The organism is Thioclava sp. JE_KL1 (assembly GCF_009296265.1).
GTDB lineage: Bacteria > Pseudomonadota > Alphaproteobacteria > Rhodobacterales > Rhodobacteraceae > Thioclava.
The window spans coordinates 59492-80388 of record NZ_WBJS01000004.1 but is presented as its reverse complement, the minus strand read 5'-3'; the positions used below and the strand labels follow the sequence as shown (position 1 = coordinate 80388).

The 20897-nt window shown below is 65.2% G+C and carries 9 protein-coding genes; 3 read left to right on the top strand and 6 right to left on the bottom strand.

The features are described 5' to 3' along the window. Nucleotides 1-175 precede the first annotated feature (175 nt). Nucleotides 176-2782 (top strand): bifunctional lysylphosphatidylglycerol flippase/synthetase MprF, encoded by a 2607-nt coding sequence (mprF, locus tag F8R15_RS08250; RefSeq protein ID WP_152844270.1) that lies wholly within the window; start codon nucleotides 176-178, stop codon nucleotides 2780-2782. Nucleotide 2783: 1 nt separating this feature from the next. Further along, nucleotides 2784-4820 carry a bifunctional DedA family/phosphatase PAP2 family protein gene (locus F8R15_RS08245; RefSeq protein WP_152844269.1) on the top strand — a complete coding sequence of 679 codons (2037 nt, stop codon included), beginning with the start codon at nucleotides 2784-2786 and terminating at the stop codon, nucleotides 4818-4820. A 9-nt stretch (nucleotides 4821-4829) separates the two neighbouring features. Here F8R15_RS08245 and F8R15_RS08240 read toward each other — a convergent pair whose 3' ends face one another. Both F8R15_RS08240 and F8R15_RS08235 read right to left on the bottom strand, forming a co-directional pair. Then, a complete protein-coding gene (locus F8R15_RS08240; protein ID WP_078550384.1) occupies nucleotides 4830-5186 on the bottom strand; it encodes a YigZ family protein in 357 nt (118 codons plus the stop codon). 72 nt (nucleotides 5187-5258) lie between these two features. Continuing rightward, nucleotides 5259-6233, bottom strand: coding sequence for an NAD(P)-dependent oxidoreductase (locus F8R15_RS08235; RefSeq protein WP_256365674.1), 975 nt, complete (start codon nucleotides 6231-6233; stop codon nucleotides 5259-5261). A gap of 48 nt (nucleotides 6234-6281) precedes the next feature. Between F8R15_RS08235 and F8R15_RS08230 the strand changes: the two genes are divergently transcribed. Continuing rightward, on the top strand, nucleotides 6282-8765 hold the full coding sequence (locus F8R15_RS08230) for a penicillin acylase family protein (protein ID WP_152844267.1): 2484 nt from the start codon (nucleotides 6282-6284) through the stop codon (nucleotides 8763-8765). Between the two features lie 46 nt (nucleotides 8766-8811). On the opposite strand, the gene F8R15_RS08225 is transcribed toward F8R15_RS08230, so the two are convergent. From F8R15_RS08225 to F8R15_RS08210, 4 genes are all read right to left on the bottom strand, one after another. After that, nucleotides 8812-10104 carry an HlyD family type I secretion periplasmic adaptor subunit gene (locus tag F8R15_RS08225; protein ID WP_152844266.1) on the bottom strand — a complete coding sequence of 431 codons (1293 nt, stop codon included), beginning with the start codon at nucleotides 10102-10104 and terminating at the stop codon, nucleotides 8812-8814. 35 nt (nucleotides 10105-10139) lie between these two features. After that, nucleotides 10140-12038, bottom strand: coding sequence for a calcium-binding protein (locus F8R15_RS08220; protein WP_152844265.1), 1899 nt, complete (start codon nucleotides 12036-12038; stop codon nucleotides 10140-10142). 3 nt (nucleotides 12039-12041) lie between these two features. Beyond that, nucleotides 12042-13814: a type I secretion system permease/ATPase gene (locus tag F8R15_RS08215; protein WP_152844264.1), complete on the bottom strand. Its 1773-nt coding sequence runs from the start codon at nucleotides 13812-13814 to the stop codon at nucleotides 12042-12044. A gap of 72 nt (nucleotides 13815-13886) precedes the next feature. Further along, on the bottom strand, nucleotides 13887-20663 hold the full coding sequence (locus tag F8R15_RS08210; protein ID WP_152844263.1) for a peroxidase family protein: 6777 nt from the start codon (nucleotides 20661-20663) through the stop codon (nucleotides 13887-13889). Between the last annotated feature and the right edge of the window lie 234 nt (nucleotides 20664-20897).

The window sequence follows — 20897 nt, the reverse complement described above, 5'->3', positions numbered from 1 at the left end:
CGTCGGGAGCGTTTGCTCTCGGCGCCGCGTGTGTTTCTGTTTTCTTTCTCTAGTAAGTCGCGCGGTCTCGGCCAATAAGGTGCGTTCGGGACGATTTCTTACGGAATTTTAAGAAGGCCATAAATTCCTTCTGCGATTGTCCCGCCAGAGATAGGAAAAAACGTGGAAATATAACATGGCTCTCGCTGATCCGGCGCAACCTGCCCCGCCCCAATCGCGTGTGAAGATTCTCTGGCCGATTGCGCTCGGGCTCGTGCTGTTCCTGATGGGGCTGTGGGCGCTGCATCATCTTCTCGCGAGCATCGACGTCCATCAGGTCATCGCGCAGATCAAGGCGACGCCGTGGCCCACGCTCGGCGCGGCCGTCGGCGCGACCGCTTTGGGTTATCTGGCGCTGGTCGGCTACGATTTCTGGGCGCTGCATTACCTTGGAAAACAGCTGCCGCTGCGCACTGTCGCGCTTGGCGGGTTTCTGGGCTACGCCTTCGGCAACACGGTCGGGATCAGCGTGATCTCGGGCGGGGCCGTGCGCTACCGCATCTATTCAGCCGCTGGTCTGAACGCCTTCGAGGTCGCGGCGCTGTCGTCCTATATCGCGCTCGCCATGGGGCTCGGGCTGACGATGGTGGGCGCTCTGGCGCTCTGCGTGCATCCGGCAGCGCTTGCAGGCGTCATCTCCGCGCCGGAGCCCCTGATCCGTATCGGGGCCTTGGTCGCGACGGCTCTTATTCTGGGCGGGGCGTTCTACCTTTCTTATACCGGGCGCGCCCTGCGTATCCGGAACCGCGAGATCGCGATGCCCGCGCCGCGCATCCTCGTGGGGCAACTCGCCGTGGCGCTGTTCGATTCGACCATGGCGGCTGGCGCGCTCTGGATCCTGATGCCCGCAGGCACCCCGCCGTTTGCGAGCTTTGTCGCGATCTACGCCGCAGCCAGCATGGTCGGCATCCTGAGCCACGTGCCCGGCGGCGTCGGCGTGTTCGAGACGGTGGTGATCGCCGCCCTGCCCGCGGGCGTGCCCTTGGGCGAGGCGGCAGCGGGCCTTCTGGCCTTCCGGATGATCTATTTCCTGCTGCCCTTCGTCATCGCCTTCGTCGTGGTCTCGCTGAACGAGGCTCGGCTTGCCGGCGGTTGGGCCACGCGCGTCTTCGGCGAAATATCAGAGCCGATGCGCCCGGTGATCACCGGTATCGAGGGGCTCGCCCCCCGGATCGCCGGGGTCGCGGTGCTGGGCCTCGGCTTCTGGATGGTGATCGTCGCGCTGATGCCGGTGCTTGGCCGACAGGGCGGAGAACCGGGGCTGATCACGGCGGTTCTCGCAGAAGGCGGCACGCAGCTTTGTGCCCTCGCGGGTGTGCTGTTGATCGTGCTGTCGCATGGCTTGGTGCGCCGGGTGAGACTTGCCTATTGGCTGGTACTTGCGGGGCTGGTGCTTGGCGTGATCTCGGTTTTGGCGGCCGATCTCGACATCGACAACGCGGTTGTCCTGTCGCTCGCCGCGGTCGTGCTGCTGCCGTTTCGCGGGGCCTTTCACCGTCGGGTCGCGCTGACCGAGGGCGGCTACGGCCCCCTGTGGTTCGCGGTCATCCTTGGAATGGTGGCCTCGGCGGCGGTGTTTTTCTTCCTCGCCTATGCGGCGCATCCCTATTCCAACGCGCTCTGGCTCGATTTTACCGCGAGTTCACCCACACCACGGGCGCTCAGGGCCGGACTTCTGATCAGCGCGCTACTGCTCGGGTTTCTTCTTTGGCTGACACTGCGCCCGATGCGCCGCTTCACCTTTTCCGTCGATCCGGAACAGGACATCGCGGTCGCTGAAATCCTCACCGCCCAAGACGTGCCGCAGGGCTGGTTCGCGCTGACGGGCGACAAATGCGTGATGTTCTCGCCCGACCGCTCGGCCTTCCTGATGTATGCGCAACGCGGCGGGATGCGGGTCGTGCTCGGCGATCCCGTCGGCCCGCCCGAGACCGCGCGGCAATTGGCGTGGGAGTTTCACGAACGCGCGGTGAGCGAAGGGCTCACCCCCGTTTTCTACGAGGTCTCGACGAAGAACCTGCCGCTCTGGATCGAGATGGGCTACGCGCTGCACAAGATCGGCGAAGAGGCCGTGGTCGACCTTCAGAAATTCTCGCTCACGGGATCGAAATTCAAGACGATGCGGGCCGAGCAGAACCGCGCCCTGCGCGAAGGATTCACGCTTGAGATCGCTTCCCCGCCGCACGCGCCCGAGCTGATCGCGACGCTGCGTGACGTGTCCGATGCGTGGCTGGCAGGCCAGAAAGGCCGCGAGAAAGGCTTCTCCATCGGCCGTTTCGATCCGCGCTACCTCAACCATTGCGAGATTGCGCTGATCCGGCGCGACGGCGAAATTCTCGGTTTCGCGAACCTTTTGGGCGGGCCGGATGCACGGCGTTTCGCGATAGATCTGATGCGGTACCGCCCAGAGGCGGCCGACGGCGTCATGCAATTCCTGTTCATCTGCCTGATCGAGGCGTTGCGCGACCGCGGTGCAACCGAGCTCAGCCTTGGCCTCGCGCCGCTGGCAGGCCTGCCCGACCGTGCCTCCGCGCGGTTGACCAGCCGCCTTGGCAATCTGATCTATCGTCACGGCGGAAGTTTTTATAACTTCGAAGGGTTACGCCGGTTCAAACAGAAATTCCGGCCCGAATGGCGGCCCCATTATGTCGCGCTCCCGCCCGGCACCTCCCCCTATCTCGCGCTCACCGAAATCACGCTGCTGATCTCGGGCGGTGCGCGCAACCTACTGACGAAGGACTGAAATGCTAGACGCCATCCACCAAGTGCTCCCGAATCTCGCCGCTTTGGGGATCTTCGGCTATTGGGTGATCGGGGCGGCGGCGGGGCTGGAGGCCTTCCTGCCGACCGGGATTTTCCTGCCCGGCACCCTGCTTGTCGATGCCGGCGGGGTGATGGTGCAGCAGGGGATGCTCGACCCTCTCGACCTAATGTGGTTCGTGGCGATCGGCTCGGTCCTCGGCGGAGAGGCCACGTTCTGGCTTGGTCGCCACGCGCGGCGCGGCATGCTCGGGCGCTGGAATGTCGAAGGCATGGCCGCCTATCGCCGCGCGGAAAAGCTATTTGCGCGCCATGGCGGCTTCGCGATCGTCATGGGGCGGTTTCTCGGCCCCGTGGCGGGCTTCGTGCCCTTTGCTGCCGCCCTCGCCGGGATGGAGACGCGCCGCTTCCGCATCTGGAACCTGCTGAGCGGCTTTCCTTACGCGATTTTCCATGTCGGCTTCGGCTATGCGCTTGGTGCGGGGTTCACCAAGCTCGGCCCGATGATGACGCGCAACACCTTGTTCCTGCTGGGGCTCGTCGTGATCGCCGCGCTGATTTTCTGGATCCTGAGGCGGCTCGACCGGGCGGTGCCCTATCTCCTCGCGATGGCAGGCGGGCTGATGGACGAGATCGCCCGCCACCCCCGCGTCGACAGCTGGGGCGGGCGCCATCCGAAGACGGCAGCATGGATCGCGCGCAGGCTCGACCGAAGCAAGTTCTCCGGCCTGCCGCTGAGCCTTCTGGCACTCGCCTTCCTCTACCTCGCCTCGGTGCTGGTCGGGCTGTCGCTCGACTTCCTGCAAAGCGACCCGATCGTGCAGATCGACGCGCGGCTGGCGGCGCTGATGCGGCTGTTCTGGACTCCGGGCCTCATCCAGATCTTCACCTGGATCACCGCGCTCGGCGATACGCAGCTCGTGGCGGCGCTGCTCGTGCTGGCGCTTGTCTGGCTCGCGTGGCTGCGTCGGTTCGATCTGGCTGCGGGGCTCGTGGTCTCGCTCGGGCTGGACCTGATCTCGGTGATCATTCTCAAGGCAAGCTTCGGGCGGCCGCGCTCGATCCTTGGCTATTTCCATGAGACCTCGGGCAGTTTCCCCTCCGGCCACGCGACCCTCTCGGTCGCCTTTTACGGGATGCTCGTCTTCCTCCTCTGGCGGCTGACGCGGCTCGGGGCGCTGAGCGCGAGCTTTCTGGCGGCCTTGGTCGCCGGTCTGATCGGGTTGAGCCGCCTCTATCTCGTCGAACATTACCTGAGCGATGTGATGGGCGGCTGGCTTCTCGGCGCGATGTGCTTGCTGGTGGGTATCGCGGTGGCCGAGTGGTTGTATCCGCGATGGGCCGGAGCGCCGCGCGCCCGGTCGCGCTGGCAGATGGGCGTGATCGGCGTCGTGACGCTGGCTCTGCTGGGCTTCACGATGGTTCGCGTGCGCGATTATTCCAAGGCGCTGAACCCGCCCCCCGTGGCGCAGCCTCTAATCGTGATCTCGGAAGGGGCCGAGCCGCAGGCGCTGCGTGACGCGCCGCTGATGGCGCAGACACTCGATGCGGATCAACAGTTCCCGCTCTCGATCGGGCTCTGGGCGACGAACCCCGATCAGATCACGACGGCGCTGAGCGCGATCGGCTGGCAACGCGCCGATGCGGTGACCCTCAAGACGCTCGCGGGCGCGGCCTTCGGGGCTGTGCGCGATACGATGCGCCCCGGCGCCGCGCTCGCGCCGCTGTTTTGGAAGAACGAGCCGAGCGGGCTTGGCTTCACCCGCGTGCCGGATGGCGACGCGACCGACAAGATGCCGCGGCTTCGGCTGTGGCAGACGCGCTATACCGACGCATCCGGTGCGCGGCTCTGGATGGGGGCGATCACCCGCGATGACGGGCTGGTGCCGAGCGACGGATCGACGGCGGGGCCGCTGGCATCCGATCTTACGAAGGCATTGACCCAGAACGGCGCGGCCAAGCCGGTGGGCCAAATCTCCGGTACGACCGCGTCGGATATCCCGGTTCTGGCGCTGCGGTAGCGGCGCGCTTCAGCCCGCCCGAAGGTCTTCGAGATAAATGCGAACCGCTTCCTGCACATGGCGGAAGCGGTCGCCGCCCAGATGCTTGCCGCCGAACCAGCGGGTGACGACGATGATGTGGTCGTAGAGCTCTTCGCGCTCGAGCATCCGCAGGATCACCATGCCCGCGCCCGCCTCACCATCGTCGTTCTTTACCGGGGCCTCCGCCGTCAGAAGCGCCCAGGTGTTATGCGTGGCCTTGGCGTATTTCTTCTTCCGGCAGAGTTCCTTGACGAAGGCCTTGGCCTCCTCTTCCGAGGCGCAAGGTCCGCCCGAGACCGCGTATTTCGAGCCGCGGTCGCTGATGATGTTCTCGAGGATGCGCATGGCGCAGGTTTAGGTGCCAAGCGCCGAAGCGGCAAGGGCGGGCGGCAGACCGTGCCCCGCCGCCCTGCCCGCTCAGCCCAGTTTGCGCAGACGCGCGATCAGCGAGGAGGTATCCCAGCGGTTACCGCCCATCGCCTGCACGTCCTTGTAGAACTGATCGACCAGCGCGGTCACGGGCAGCGAGGCCCCGATCTCGTCGCCGGTCTTCAGGCAGATCCCCAGATCCTTGCGCATCCAGTCCACCGCGAAGCCGAACTCGAATTCGTCCTTCGCCATGGTCTCGTAGCGGTTCGCCATCTGCCACGAGCCGGCGGCCCCTTGCGAGATCACCTCGACCACGGCGGCGATATCGAGGTCGGCCTTCTCGGCGAAGTTCAGGCTCTCGGCGAGGCCCTGCACCAGACCCGCAATCGCGATCTGGTTGCACATCTTGGTCACCTGCCCGGCGCCGCTTTCGCCCAGTCGGCGGCAGATCTTGGCATAGGCGTCGATCACCGGCTCGGCCTTGTCATAAGCCGCCGCGTCGCCGCCGCACATGACCGACAGCTGACCGTTTTCGGCCCCGGCCTGCCCGCCCGAGATCGGCGCGTCGATGAAGGCCACGCCATGGCCCGCCGCCTCGCCCGCCAATTCGCGGGTCACGGCAGCTGAAACCGTCGTGTGATCGACGAAGACCGCGCCGGTTTTCATGCCCTTGAACGCGCCATCCTTGCCGAGGCAGACCTCGCGCAGATCGTCGTCATTGCCGACACAGGACATCACGAAATCCGCGCCTTTCGCGGCTTCGCGCGGCGTCGCTTCGGCCGTGCCGCCATGCTCTGAGACCCATTTCTCGGCCTTGGCGACCGTGCGGTTATAGACCGTGACCTCATGGCCCGCCGATGCGAGATGCCCCGCCATCGGATAGCCCATCACCCCAAGCCCCAGAAATGCAACTTTCGCCATCGACCTCTCCCTTGCGTGAATACGAAACCGCGCCCTGTGTAGCGCGAGCGCGTTGATTGTAGCGTCGGGCTCAACTACTAACGCGCCAACCGGGCGCGTCAACTCATGCGCCGGGAGGCGGGATTTCGGGTGAGGCGCGCAGAGGGCTCGATGTATAAGGCATTTCGATGGGGCGTTCGGCTGATCATGGCCGCGATCGTGGGTGTGGTGCTCGTCGGGGGGCTGATCTATTTCTTCGCCTCGCGCTCGCTTCCCGATTACGACGCGACCTATAAAGTCACCGGGCTCACCGCCCCGGTCGAGATCGTGCGCTCCACCGAGGACGTGCCGCATATCTTCGGCAAGGACGACCCGGATGCCTTTTTCGCGCTGGGGCTCGCCCATGCACAGGACCGGCTGTGGCAGATGACGCTGATGCGCCGCACGGTGCAGGGGCGGCTGTCGGAAGTGTTCGGGCAGGAGACGCTGAAAACCGACGAGCTGATGCGCCGGATGGGCCTGTATCAGGCGGCGGTCGACTCGGTGTCCTCGCAGGACGATTACACCAAGGCCGCGCTTGAGGCCTATGCGCGTGGCGTCAACCAGTGGATCGAGATCGTCAACGAGGGCGCGATGGGGCGCGGCGCGCCAGAATTTTTCCTCTTCGACAGCAAGATCTCCTACTGGACGCCGGCGGATTCGCTCGCGATCATGAAGCTGATGGCGGTGCAGCTGTCGAACCAGCTGCAAGACGAGGTGCTGCGCGCCCGTGTGTCGCTCGTCGGCAAGGACCTCGTGCGCGATATCATGCCCGACGATCCGCAACAGGCCACCGCTGCCCTGCCCGATTACGCGAGCCTGTTCCCGACCATGCAAAAGGGCATTCAGACGGCGGAGAACGGAGCGCCGGGGGCGTTTTCTCCCTTCCCCGCACGCGGCTCAGCCGGGGCGTCTAACGCATGGGCCGCAGGGCCGGACCGCTCGGCTGCGGGTGGCGCGCTTCTGGCCAACGATCCGCATCTGGGTCTCACGGCGCCCTCGATCTGGTATCTCGCGCGGCTGCAGCTGCAATCGGGCGGCGTGATCGGCGGCACGATCCCGGGGATGCCGCTGGTGCTGTCGGGGCGCAACAAGGATCTGGGCTGGGGGCTGACCACGGCCTATGTCGACGATCAGGACCTGCATATCGAAGAGATCGACCCCGACGATCCGACGAAATACCGCACGCCCGACGGCTGGAAGCGTTTCAAGACCAAGCGCGTGATCGTCGAGGTGAAGGACGCCAAGCCGGTCACGCTGACCCTGCGCTGGACCGATAACGGCCCGGTGCTGCCCGGCAGCCATTTCGATCTGGCGACGGTCACGCCGCCGCATTCGGTGATGTCGCTCAGCTGGACCGCATTCGATCCGCAGGACACGACGATGACCGGCGCGATGGACCTGATGCGGGCGCATTCGATACCGCAGGCAATGGATGCGGCGAAGAAGATCGTCGCACCCGCGCAGAACATCACGCTGGCCGACAAGGACGGGGTGGCGCTGGTCACGGCCGGGAAAATCCCGCTGCGCGACCGGGCGAATGACACCCAGGGCCGGATGCCGAACGCGGGCTGGAAGCCCGAGAACCGCTGGAAAGGGTTCCTGCCCTTCAAGGACAATCCGCAATTCGTCGAGCCGAAAAGCGGCATCGTCGTGAACACCAATAACAAGACGGTGGACCGGCCCTTCCCCTATAACGTCTCGTTCCACTGGGGCGACACGCAGCGCATTCAGCGCCTGTCGAAACTGATGGGCGAGCGCGAGGTGCATTCGCGCGACAGCTTCATCTCGGCGCAGCTCGACACGGTGTCGCCTGCCGCGCGCGGTCTGCTGCCGCTGGTGGGCGCGAACCTGTGGTATACCGGCGATCCCGCGCCCGCCGGCACGCCCGAGCGGATGCGTCAGCGCGCGCTCGAGATGCTGGCGAGCTGGGATGGCGAGATGTCCGAGCATCTGCCCGAGCCGCTGATCTACGCCGCCTGGATGCGCGAATTGCAAAACCGGCTGATCCGCGACGAATTGGGCCCGCTGGCGAAGAAATTCGACCATCTGGAGCCCCTGTTCATCGAGCGTGTCTTCCGCGACACCCAAGGCGCGAGCCATTGGTGCGACATCATCCAGTCCGCCCCGAAAGAGACCTGCAGCGATATCGCGCGGCAGTCGCTCGATGCGGCGCTCTTGGATCTGTCGAAGAAATACGGGCCGAATATCGAGAGCTGGCGCTGGGGCGATGCGCATATCGCCGAGCAGGACAATCAGGTGCTGGGCAAGGTGCCGGGGCTGAAATGGTTCGTGAATATCCGGCAGTCGACCTCGGGCGGCGATTTCACCCTGATGCGCGGGCGCACCAAGGGCGGCGACGGCTCTGATCGCTTCGCCAATGTTCATGCGGCGGGCTATCGCGAAGTGCTCGATTTCGCGGATCCCGACAGTTCGGTCTTCATCATCTCGACCGGGCAATCGGGCCATCCGCTGAGCCGCCACTACGACGACCTGTCGGAACTGTGGCGCTCGGGCGAATATATCCCGATGTCGCTCGATCCGGCGCTGGCGCGTGCGGCAGCGGCGGGGATCACCCATCTGGTGCCGAAAGGTGCGGCGAAGCCGGGCAATTGATCCGGTTTGAAACTCGGGGCGGACACTCGCCCGCCCCGTCTGCCCCTCAGTCCTCGCGCATCGTACGCTGCACCTGGTCGGCGACCGGCTTGAGCAGATAGGAGATCGCGGTGCGCTCGCCCGTCTGGAAGAACACTTCAACCGGCATCCCCGGGCGCAGGCCCCGCCCGTCGGGGAGCACCGGTGCCTCGGTCAGCGCGACGGCGCAGAGGTAATAGCTCCCGCCGCTTTCGTCCTTCGTGGCCGAAGCCGCGACCACGCGCACCTCTCCCGCCACCTCCGGCGTCGTGCGCTGGTTGAAGGCGGTGAAGCGCAGCCGCACCGATTGGCCCGGCATGACCTGATCGATATCGGTGGTGCGCAGCCGCGCCTCCACGATCAGCTCGCCATCGGGCACGATCGCCATCACCCGCTCGCCGGGTGCGATCACACCGTTCACCGTATGCACGCCCAGCTCGTTCACCACGCCTGCGATCGGCGCGCGGATCTCGGTGCGCGAGAGCCGATCGCGCGCGGCCACGGCGCGCTCATGCAGTTCGGCCAGTTGGGCGTCGATGTCGCGAAGTTCCTTCTGCGCGGCGGTGCGGGCCTGATGGTCCAACTCGAGGATACGCAGGTTCGACTCGCTGATCTGGCCCTTCACCCGCGCAATATTGGCCTCTATCTCGCCCGAGACCCCGTCGAGCCGCGCCATGTCGCGCTCGACCTCGGTGATCGCGCCTTTCTCGGTCAGCCCTTTCTTCAGAAGCTTCTGCAGCCGGTCATGATCTTCGCCGCGCAGACGGCGTTCGATATCGTTCGACTGGCGCTGCGCTTCGAGGGCACGGATCTCCTCGTCGAACTGGTCGACTTGGGACAGAAGCTGGTCGCGACGCAAATCCTGCATCGCACGGTCATGGGCCAGAAGCTGGCGTTCGCCATCGGCAATCGCAGCCGTCTCCTCGGCGGTCTCGAACCCGTCCGGGAACACGATCTCGGCTGCGCTGTCGCGCACCGCGATCAGCCGCGCGCGCCGACCGGTGAATTCGCGGATCTGGGTCTCGACGATCCCCAATTCCGAGCGCAGCTGCGTATCGTCCAGCAGCACCACCACGTCGCCCGCCTGCACGAGATCGCCGTTCTCCACGCGGATATCGCGGATCACGCCGCCATCCGGGTGCTGGACCACCTTCAGTTGCGATTTCACCGCAACCTGCCCCTGCGCGATCACCGCGCCGGAGAGTTTCGCCTGCGCCGCCCAGCCCCCGAAGACGAGGATCAGCGCGCCCAGAAACGCCGTCGCGAACAGAATGCGCGCGCGGATCGAGAACAGGGCCGGATCGTTTTCAGTCTTGGTCATTTTCGGTTCCCCCCACCAAAAATTCGCGCAGCCCGTCAGGCGGGCACGTCGCAATCAAACAGGAAATTGGTTTCTTCGAGCGTGAGATGGCCGTCGAGTTCGATCTCGAAATCGTAATCCTCGATGCTGCCATCCTCGTGCTGCGCGCTCAGCTTGGCCTTTACGATAGTGAATTCATGCGCGTCGTCTCCGTCTTCGATCTCGTAGGCCACGAAAACGCCGCCGCGTGCCTCGGGGACCTCGCCGGTCGCTCCTGCAAAGAACAGGCGCATTTCGCCATAGCCTTCGCCCATCGGGTCGATCTGCGAGAGGTCGATCCGGTCGCCGGGTTCGAAATCGGTGATCCGGTCATGGCCTTGGCCCGCGTTCTGGATAGATGCGAGCGAGGTGAAGACGAAGACGTCCTCTCCCGCGCCACCAGAGAAGAGGTTGCAGGCATCGCTTGCGACCAGCTGATCGGCGCCCGCGCCGGAGGTAACGTTCTCGATGCTGACGAGCGTCGCCTCGCCCGCAGCGCTCGTCATCGTCCCGGCAGACAGGTCGACGGTGACCGACTCCGCGATGCGGCTGAGGTCGAGTGTGTCGGCGTCTCCGCCGCCATTGTAGCTGTCGCCCGCGCTTTCCGAAATTTCCGCGACCACGATGCGGTCGTCGCCCGCGCCGCCGGAGACGAGGTCTTCGCCTGCGCCCCCGTCGAGCTGATCGCAGCCTTCACCGCCCATCAGCGTATCGTTGCCCGCGCCGCCATCGAGGCTGTCCGCGCCCAAGCCGCCGTCGAGATAGTCGTTGCCGTCCTCGCCATGCAGCGCATCCGCGCCCGCCTCGCCGAAGACGATATCGTCGCCCGCACCTGCGAAGACCGTGTCATTGCCCGCGCCGCCATAGATGACATCCGCGCCCGCGCCGCCGATCAGCACGTCGCAGCCATCGCCGCCGTCGAGCATGTCCTCGCCTTCGCGGCCATAGAGGATATCGTCGCCCCCCTCGCCTCGGATCGCGTCGCGGTCGGGCGTGCCGGTCAGCAAATCGTCTTCAGCGGTGCCGATCACGTCGTGATAGTCGGGCGGTAGGATCAGTGCTGTCGCGGTCTGACCGATTGCCAGCTCGCCATCGCTGAGATCGTATGTGATGACCAACTCGCCCTCGAACCCCTGATCGGGTTTGATGAGCCATTCGCCCTCGCCATGGGCGATCACCTCTCCCCCTTGGGCCTGCATCGACAGGATCGAGAGCGGGTCGCCGTCGGGATCGCTCGCCCCGCTTAGCAGAATAGCAGCCACGATAAAGAAGCTCTCGTCACGCCGGCCGGGCGAGAGGCGCACCGGGCCATTCGTCTCGGGCGCGCGGTTGCGCGGGACCTCGGGCGCCGGACCCGGCTGACGGGGCTCATCAGGCGCGCGGTCCCCGCTCTCGCGCGCCTTGCGCGCCGCGGCACGGGTCGAGGAGAAGACCGGAACTTTTGGAAAATCGAACTCCTTTACCTCGATCGACTCGGGGAAGAAAAGCGTATCGTCCTGCGCATCCACCGTCGCCTTGTGCTTCGCGTGCCAGCGTTGCGGAGAGAGCGCAAAAGGGGCCGGATTTGCGCCCGGGAACAGGATCACGTTCTCGGGCAAGGGATCGGGCTGCTCCTCCTCTTGCGCCAGTGCCGCGCTCGGCCCCATTTCGGGGATGTGATGCGCGTTCGGCGTCTGCGGGCCGGCGGGGGCGTCGGGATCTGCCGGGGGGTGGGCCGGGCCGTCCTGAACACCTTCCGCCTGCGCCGCATCCGTGCCGAAGAGCTTGCGCGCGAGCGCCGCCCAGGCAAGAGCTACCAGCCCCACCGCCGCGCGGCCGGGCCAGACCGAGCGCCCCTCGGGCGCACGGTATTTCTGTATCGGCGCGAGCGCCGCTTCGTCATCCGGGATACCGAGCTTGAGCTTGTCCTGGTCCATGGCTCAGCCCACCGCCTGCTCGATGCTGTCCCCCAGCTCCGCCGCTGCTGCGGGGCGTTTGCCCTTGGGCAGCGGTTTGAGCCCGACGGATCGATTGACGATCTCGTCTTTCGGACCGAAGGCCACCAGCTTGCCGCCCTGAACGAAGCCCACGAGATTGACGGATTCCAGCGCCTTGGGGCGATGCGCGATCACCACGACGATGCCGCCGCGCGCCCGGACCGATGCGATGGCCGCGCTCAGAGCCGCTTCGCCATCGGCGTCGAGGTTCGAGTTCGGCTCGTCCAGCACCACGAGGAAGGGCGCCCCATAAAGCGCGCGCGCCAAACCGACCCGCTGACGCTGGCCCGCGGAAAGCGACGTGCCGAAGGGACCAAGCTGCGTCTGGTAGCCGTCGGGCAGATGGATGATCGTCTGATGCGCGCCCGCAGCCTTCGCCGCCGCCACCACATCCGCATCCGTCGCGTCGGGGGCAAAGCGCGCGATATTCTCGGCGACCGTGCCTTCCATCAGCGAAACCTCCTGCGGCAGGTAGCCGATATGGTCGCCCAGAAGGTCCACGCGCCATTGATCAAGCGCGGCTCCGTCGAACCGCACATGCCCCCGCAATAGCGGCCAGATGCCGACGATCCCCTTGGCGAGGGTGGTTTTGCCCGAGCCCGAGGGCCCGATCAGACCGAGCGCATCGCCCGATTTCAGATCGAAGCTGACATCGCCCAGCAGCACCGCTCCGGAGCCCGGCGCGACGACCGTCATCCCCTCGACGGTGAAGCTCTCGGTCGGCGGGGGCAAGGCGACCATTGTGTCGTCATCCTCGAGCGTCGCGAGCGTGTCGCGCAGCCGCGCATGGCTGCGGCGGGCGGCGACGAACCCCTTCCAGTTGCCGATCGCCATCTCCACCGGCGCCAGCGCGCGCGACGCGGCAACCGAACAGGCGATAATCGCGCCGGGCGACAGCTCGCCCACAATGGTCAGGTAAGCGCCAAGCCCGAGAAGCGCCGATTGCAGCATCATCCGGGTGACCTTCGACAGCCCGCTGAGCGTGCCGGTGATGTCGCTGGTGCGCGCATGCAGGCGCAGATGCTCGGCATTGGCGGTGTCGAACCGCTCGACCGCGCGGCGACCGAAGCCCATCGCGTGCAGCACATCGGCGTTGCGGGTGTTCGTATCGGCGATCATCGCGCGGGCGATGGAGGCTTTCTGCAGTTCCCGACCCGAGCGGCGCGACATCATCTCTGTGATGACGGTGAGCGTGATCAGCACGCAGGCGCCACCGATGGTCATCAGCCCCAGCAGCGGGTGAAGCAGATAGACGAAGCCGAGAAACAGCGGCATCCACGGCAGGTCCAGAAGCGCGATGGCCCCGGCCCCCGAGACGAAGCTGCGGATCGTGTCGACGTCGCGGCCCCGCTCCAGCGCCTCGGATGTGGAATAGCCGAAACGCGGCATCTCGATCGCGACGCGATGCGTGAGCGGCGCGAGGCGGTTATCGATCCGCGCGCCGACGCGCACGAGGATCTGGTTGCGCAGCACATCGAACAGGCCCTGAAACAGGTAGAGCGCGATGGCGAGAACCGAGAGCGCCAGCAGCGTCGGGACCGAACCGCTGGTCAGCGCCCGGTCGTAGATCTGCAGCATGTAGAACGAGCCTGTCAGCGCGAGCAGGCTGATCACGAAAGACAGGCCGAGAAGAAAGACGATCAGCCCGCGATAGCGGCCGAGACGTTCGGAAACGAGCTCTTCGCTGGCTTGGAAACGGCGACGTGCATTGCTCATGTGATCCTCCCACCAAGATCTTGAGACTTTGAAAAATCACGCCCGGCGGACCCCTCCGCCGGGCGCTACCCCTTAGTTCACCCCATTGAAATCAGCGGCGTCGAGCATGTGACGGCCCGCGATATCGATCTCGAAATCGGCATCCAGATCGTCGTCGACATTGCCCGCGACAATCGTATGCTCGCCGTCGTCGCGCATCTCGTAGGAGACCCGCAGCTCGCCCGCGGCGCTGAAATCGCCCGCCGCGAACAGGACGAAGGATTGCGAACCGGCCGCGCCCTGATCGGCGTCGATCCCGCTCAGGTCGATCTTGTCGCCCGGTGCGAAACCGTTGATCCGGTCGCCATCGGCATCGGCGGCCGCGTTGAACACGAAAGTGTCGTGGCCGCCGCCGCCATCCATCACGTTGACCGCGCTGTTGGCGATGATCGTGTCGTCGCCGCTGCCGGTGATGACATTCTCGAAGCTGTAGATCTGATCCGCGGTCTCGCCGATCATCACCTGACCGTGGCCGTTTGTGCCGTGGCCGAGATCGACCTCGACCGAGGCCTGGATCGCGGCGTAGTCGAGCGTATCCGAGCCCTCCCCGCCCCAGTAGCTGTCGGCGCCGTCGTCTTCGGTCGCGATCACCGTGTCGTCGCCGTCATCGGCAAAGACCATATCGCGGCCCTTGCCAGCCTCGATCACGTCGTCGCCTTCGCCGCCGAAGAGACGATCCGCGCCCCCGTCACCGAAGATCATGTCGTCGCCCTCGTTGCCGAGCGCATTATCCGCGCCGCCGCCTGCGAAGATGACGTCATTGCCCTCCATGCCGATGAAGGTCTCGGCGGTGTCGTCGCCGACCAGCACCAGCCCGTCGGGCATCGCGCTGTCGGATCCGTCATCGCTGCCGCTGCCGCTATCCGAGCCGTCCGGGTTCGCATTGTCCGGACGCGCGCCGTGGCGTGCATCGACAAGCACGTCCTGCGACCGCGTTCCGCCGACCAGCACGTTGTCGCCGCCGCCACCGTGGAAGACGATGCGGTGATCGGATTCGAGTTGCGAGATGTCCACGACATCGTCGCCATCATCGCCGTTCACCGTGATCGTCGAGTAGTTCAGGCTGGTGCCGGTGAAGTCGCCTACGATTTCGACATTGTCGCCGCGCCACCCGCCGGTATTGCCGCCGTCGAGCCCGCCGTTGCCGTTATCGGCGGTCACGTCGAGCGTGTTGATCGTGATCTCCTCGATATTGGCGAGCTCGGCGATCACCTCGCCATCGCGGGTGATGACGATTTCGGCGGCCGCGTTCTGCACCGTGATATTGGCCGCCATCGCAGCCGCGACAGTATAGATCACGAAGTTCTCACGGGTGTTGTTGCCGGTGACGACGAAGCGGTCCCCCGCGGCACCATTGGCCCCGCCATCCACGAAATCGCGCCCGTCGGGCCGTTCCGGCTGGTTGCGACGCAGATTGGTCACGTTCCAGACGATGGTGTCGTTGCCATCCCCGCCGGAAATCGTGTCATTGCCTTCGCGGCCGTAGATCGTGGTGTCATTCGTCGCGCCGGTCAGGTTGATCACCTCGTCCGTCGCATCGCCGGTGACGATATCGAAGGTCTCGGTGACCTGCGTACCAGACGCGTCGGTCGCGCGGATCGTAGCGGTGAGCGCCTCATTGTCGCCAAGCCCGCCCTGAATGCGCACCTGATCGTCATTGAAACCGCCAAGCCGCACCTCCGGCGAGCCGGAAAGCAGCTCGTAGGTCGCCTGACCGCCGAAGGGCACATCCGCGCTCAGCCGGGCGATGGTGCCGCCGCCACTGCTGCCGGTCGCGTTCCACATGATGTCCGACATTGGATCGGGATTGAGCGAAATCGTCTCGCCATTCGCGAACTCGGCCCATTCGACGCCCACGAGGATATCCACCCCATCGGTCGCGACCGGATTGCCCTGATTGTCGGTGCCGTTGCGCAGATCGGTGATCTTCACCGCCTGCTGGCCGTTCATCGAGATCAGCTCGATGCGGTAGTCGTCGCGGTTGCCGGTGTAGAGCGCGGTGTCGGTGCCCTCCGTACCGGTATCGCCGAGGATGTGACCGAGCGAGCCGTCCGAGAACTGAACGCGGGTGTCGCCGGTGCCGTACCAGTCTTCGATGAAGCCGGTCACGGTCACGCTCTGGTCGTGACGGTTGTCGCCGATCCAGTAGAGGTTCGAGTCCACGATCACGCTGTCGCCGAAGATGAAATCGGCCTGCCCCGTGCCCTCGTCGCCGCCATCGCCGAGGCCGGTGAGACGGTCGTCTCCGCCGCCGCCCACGAGATAGTTGTTCATCCCGTTCGAGCCGATGCCGTTCTCATCCGCGCCGGTCAGATCGTCGTTATATTGCGAGCCGACGAGACCTTCGAGGAAGGCATATTGGTCCATCAGGACCGAGCCAGTGCCTGCGTTGTTCGAAGTCTGCAGGTTCGCGACGACGTTGATATAGGCGTCCTCGTAGGAGCCGATATCCATGTCGCCCTCGGTGCCGTCGCCGTTGAACTCGATCACCGGATTGAGCTGCGCCGGGCTGTCCCCGTTGAGACGGTCGCCATCATTCGCGGTCGGGCCGAGGCCCCCTTCGAGCAGGTCGTTGCCCGAGCCGCCGTTGATGTTGTCGTCGCCGACGCCGCCGACCATCCAGTCCGCGCCGTTGCCGCCGAACATCTCGTCGACGCTGTCGCCGCCATCCATGTAGTCGTTGCCGTCACCGCCCATCATCAGGTCGGTGTCGCCCTCGCCGTAGAGACGGTCATTGCCGTCGTCGCCGAAGACCTCGTCGATGCCGTCGCCGCCATGGACCTCGTCATCGCCCGCGTTGCCGTGGGAGGTATCGAGCACACCCGGGCCCGCAAAGATCGTGTCATTGCCATTCCCGCCGAGAATGAAGTCGTCATTCTCGTAATCGGTGATGTAGTCGTCGCCGTCGCCGCCATAGATATGGTCGTTGCCCTGCGCGCCCTCGATGCGGTCATTGCCCTCATCGCCATAGAGCACGTCATCGCCCAGGGCCCCGACGATGAAGTCGTCGCCCGAGAGGCCGATCACCGTGATATGGCCGTCATTTGCGGGTCCGCCGGGGATGCTCTCGGTGAGTTGGACATTGTCGAAGAGCGTGTATTGGCCGGTGCCGTCGGTCTCGACCACGATGCTCAGGCCCAGGCCTGCGAGATCCGCGGGCACAGCACCGGTGCTCAGGGTGACCATGTCCCAGGCATCGTCCGTCGTGACGTCGTCGTCATCGAGCGGCGGCGCGAAAACGGCGCTGGCCAACGCGGTGCCATCCGAGGCCACCAGTTTGACCGTGCCGCCGGTCGCGACATAGCCGATCTTGTCGCCCACTTTGAGCGTCAGGGTGTAGACATTTCCCTCGACGAGCTCCGTGCCGGTGTCGGCCGTCATCGATGCATTGCGACCGAGCTGGGCGACCTGCGTGCCTTCGGGCAGGAAGGGCACCGAAGCTTCGGTGGGAGCCCAGGTGCCGCCGGTGCCGTTGAGGGTCCAGCCCTCGATCGCCCCGTTGAGATAGGTGCCGCGCGCATTGGTCGGGGCTCCCGCCGCGACGAGATCCTGCGCCTCGAAGCCACCATTTGCGAGCGCGACGTCGCGCACCTCGTCGGGCAGTCGCTCCAGCGTCGCGTTGAAGTAGTCGTTGTCACCATAAGCGTCATCGACACCCAGCAGACCGTCGCGCGCATTGTCGTGGTAGTCGCCGCTCGAGGTCGTCCCGTCGAGCACATAGGTGGCCGAGGGTGTGGCGAAGGCGTCCGGGATATGCTCCAGCCCGGTGGTGCGCATGATCAGATGGGCGAATTGCTCGCCGATGATCTGATCGCCCAGATGGTGGCCAACCGGCATCCGGTAGAGGTAGTAGAAGCGGTCGCCATCCTGCAGGCGCTGGGTGAAGTCCAGCATGATGAAGCTGAAGGTGGTGCCCAGCGGGCCGTCGAACATCGCCTGTTCGGCCAGACCGCCGACCCAGAGGTCGATATCCCAGAAGCCCTGATCGCCCTGCCCGCCCGAGAGCGACCAGCCCACGCCCGGCGTATAGGTCGGCTCTCCCGAACCGCGCATGAACATCAGTGCTTCGTCATGCAGCGGATCGGACGCATCGGCTGCGGCATCGAGGATCGCCTGCGCCGCCGCGCGGATTTCGTAAAGCTCGCCCGTGCCCGCTTGATAGGCGTCGCGCGCGGCTTGCAGCCCGAACGTGCCGTCCTCATCCCGCCCATAAGCGGCGATGAAGTTCACCAGCGATTCCGGCGTGCGTAGATGCGCCCCGAAATCTTCCCAGCTGTGATAGGGCGCGATGCCGGAGCCGTTTGTGTTGTTAGACGTGTTCTGGGTCAGCCCGTCGAAGACTTCCATGCGCAGCTCGTTCAACGTCGGCAGCCCGACATCGCGACCGCGCGCAATGTTCAGCGCTGGAAGATCGAGCGGCACGCCCACCAGCGACTGTTGCAGCGCGGCGGTGACGAATTCGTCCATCTCGTTGCCCTGCTGGGTCAGCAGACCCGCCGCGATCCCGGACGCGCCATAGACGTCGAACTGATCGGGATTGAGGAAGACGTCGAAGAGCCCCTTCTCGACATAGGTCGGCACGTAGCCCGGCTCGCCCGGGTTGACGCCCGCCTCGTCGGTCACCGCGATCTGGACGGTCTCGCGCAGTTGCGAGTGGCCCAGACGGAACACGGCCTGCGCGAATTCGAGGCTGATATTGAGGTTGATATCGGCCGAGTAGGACACGAATTCCGGCAGCGCCGGGTAAAGCGTGCCCATGTATTGGTCGACCGCGATATGGTTGTATTCGCTCTCGGTGATGATGCGTGCGGCCTGATAGACGCGCTCGCCATCCCAGGTGAGGCTGTCGACGATGGCCTGCACAGCCGCGTCGTCGGTCAGATCGGTGCCAGCCCAGCTGTCGAAGGTGATCTGGTCGATATCCACCGCCAGCCAACCTTCATTCGCCGCATCCGTGCCGTTCAGCCCGTCGATATCACCGCTTGCGATCGCATCGCGAACCGCCGACATCATGACGTTTTGCGCCTGGATGTTGTGCTCTTCGTGGAAGACGTGGTGCACCGAGGTCAGCGTGATGTTCTCGTTCACGCGGCCATCGCCCGAGACCTTGTGACGGGCCAGAAGCGCGTCATCGTAGGTGAAGGCGCCCGCATTCGGGTCCGACGCCGGGTCGAGCTCATTGCCCTGGAAATCGGCGCCCGGCGCGGCGCCATGCGCGATATCCAGAAGGATCGCCTGATTGGTGGTGCGCACCTCGCCGATATCGGCCGCGGCGCATTTGCCCTCCATCGCGTCCTGCAGGGTCCAGCGCACGAAGGGGTCATAGCCCGCAGCTGCCACATCGGCAAAGGAGGTGTAGGTCATGCCCCCGATCTCGATCCCGGTCGTGGAAGCGATCGCTTCGAGATCGGCGATGCTCTGATCCGAGCGGAAGAGGAAATCGCTCTGCGGGGTGAAGTTCATCCGGCCGATCGCATCTGCGTTGATCCACGGGCAATCGAGCACATCCGTGTCGACCAGTTCGATCCCGATCCGAGCCGCATTGACCTTCATGTCGGCCCAGGTCGCCAGCTCGTCCTTGCCCGTGACCTCCGTGCCATCGGGTGCGACTGCTGCCCCCATCGAGACGTCGAGTTCCACCAGATTGCCATTCGCATCGGGGCGGTGGACGATCCCGTCCTCGGCCCCGGTGATCAGCTTGCCGGTGAGGACGCCATTGGCATCGTATTGGCGCAGCAGCACGTTGACCGCCTCATGCGAGCCGTAGGTCTGGCTCTGGTCGATCATCAGGCCGGTATTGTTGTTGTAGAGCGGCGTGACACCCGGCAGCAGGTTGCCCTGATCGTCGAAATCCGTATCGGGGTTCGATAGCTTCGCGCGGCTCAACATCATCATGTTCGAGACGCCGGGGATGTAGGCCGGATCGGCGGGGTCGATCCAAAGCGGATCGTTCGGGCTCAGCGGGATCATCACCACGCCGCCGGTCTTCTGGATGAAGTCCAGACCGTGATCGAAGAACTGACCGAAGGCCACGAACCATTCGTTATAGGTGACACCCCCGAGGATGCCGGGGTTCGGCATGAAGGCGGTGGTGATGTCGCCCACGACGGAGTTCGACACGTCCACGGCCGAGCCGCCCAGATTGTTCATCGCGGCGACCGCTGCCGGGTTGTAGTTCGGATCGGTCATGTCGACGTTCGAACTGGTGATCAGCTGCGAGATCAGGCGCGGAGTGGAATCCACCACGACCGAGCTGTTGAGAATGTCGAGCGTCGAGCCGTCCGTGCCGAACTGGTATTCGGCCTGCGCATCCGACATTGCCACCATCATCGACATCGCGTCGACGGTCGGAATGTAACCCTCCGCGCCGGGAGCCACGCCATTTGCGTCGGCCACGAACATCGAAGGCGACATCGACATCGGGTTGTCGACCAGCACCTGCTTGGAGGTCGCGACATAATCGGGATCGTCGGGAAGACGGCCCTCGCTGTCGGGCAGCACAAGCGTCACCCACATCTTCTGCACGGTGGCGTAAGAGGTGCCGTATTCCGGCTCGGTCGGGTGGTTGGTGGTGAACATGCGCAGGAACTCGGTATCGGCCTGTCCCCAATCGGGATGCACATTGCCGCCCGTCCAGACGATGGTGCCATCCGCACCGACGGTATAGCCGCCCGCGAGGTTGTTGTTATAGCCCGACACCTCGCGCACCCCGTTCGGGTCGAGCGCGCTCGTCAGTCGGGAATAATCGTTCAGGATATTTGCTTGTTGCAGCAGATAGTCGAGATCGGCTCCGGCCAGTTTGATCGTCATGTCAGCCCCCTAAGACCAAATCGGGCCGCATCGCGGTCCCGTGTCACACCCATCGCCGGTGCTTGGCTCATCAGGAGGCTGTGCGAGACGGCACTTACCCCTGTGCCTCGCCTCGCGCCGTCACCCCCCACAAGCACGGCGCTTTTTCCTGTCTTCCATCAGGCCAGCAAATCGAGGGGGCGAAAATTGTCTTAGGTCGAACGAGATTTTCCCCTATGGTCGGGAACGCTCCTC

What these genes read in the sequence shown, in the direction of transcription:
- mprF (WP_152844270.1), top strand. Translation starts at nt 176, where the DNA reads ATGGCTCTCGCTGATCCGGCGCAACCTGCCCCGCCCCAATCGCGTGTG.
- F8R15_RS08245 (WP_152844269.1), top strand. Translation starts at nt 2,784, where the DNA reads ATGCTAGACGCCATCCACCAAGTGCTCCCGAATCTCGCCGCTTTGGGG.
- F8R15_RS08240 (WP_078550384.1), bottom strand. Translation starts at nt 5,186, where the DNA reads ATGCGCATCCTCGAGAACATCATCAGCGACCGCGGCTCGAAATACGCG.
- F8R15_RS08230 (WP_152844267.1), top strand. Translation starts at nt 6,282, where the DNA reads ATGTATAAGGCATTTCGATGGGGCGTTCGGCTGATCATGGCCGCGATC.
- F8R15_RS08225 (WP_152844266.1), bottom strand. Translation starts at nt 10,104, where the DNA reads ATGACCAAGACTGAAAACGATCCGGCCCTGTTCTCGATCCGCGCGCGC.
- F8R15_RS08220 (WP_152844265.1), bottom strand. Translation starts at nt 12,038, where the DNA reads ATGGACCAGGACAAGCTCAAGCTCGGTATCCCGGATGACGAAGCGGCG.
- F8R15_RS08215 (WP_152844264.1), bottom strand. Translation starts at nt 13,814, where the DNA reads ATGAGCAATGCACGTCGCCGTTTCCAAGCCAGCGAAGAGCTCGTTTCC.
- F8R15_RS08210 (WP_152844263.1), bottom strand. Translation starts at nt 20,663, where the DNA reads ATGACGATCAAACTGGCCGGAGCCGATCTCGACTATCTGCTGCAACAA.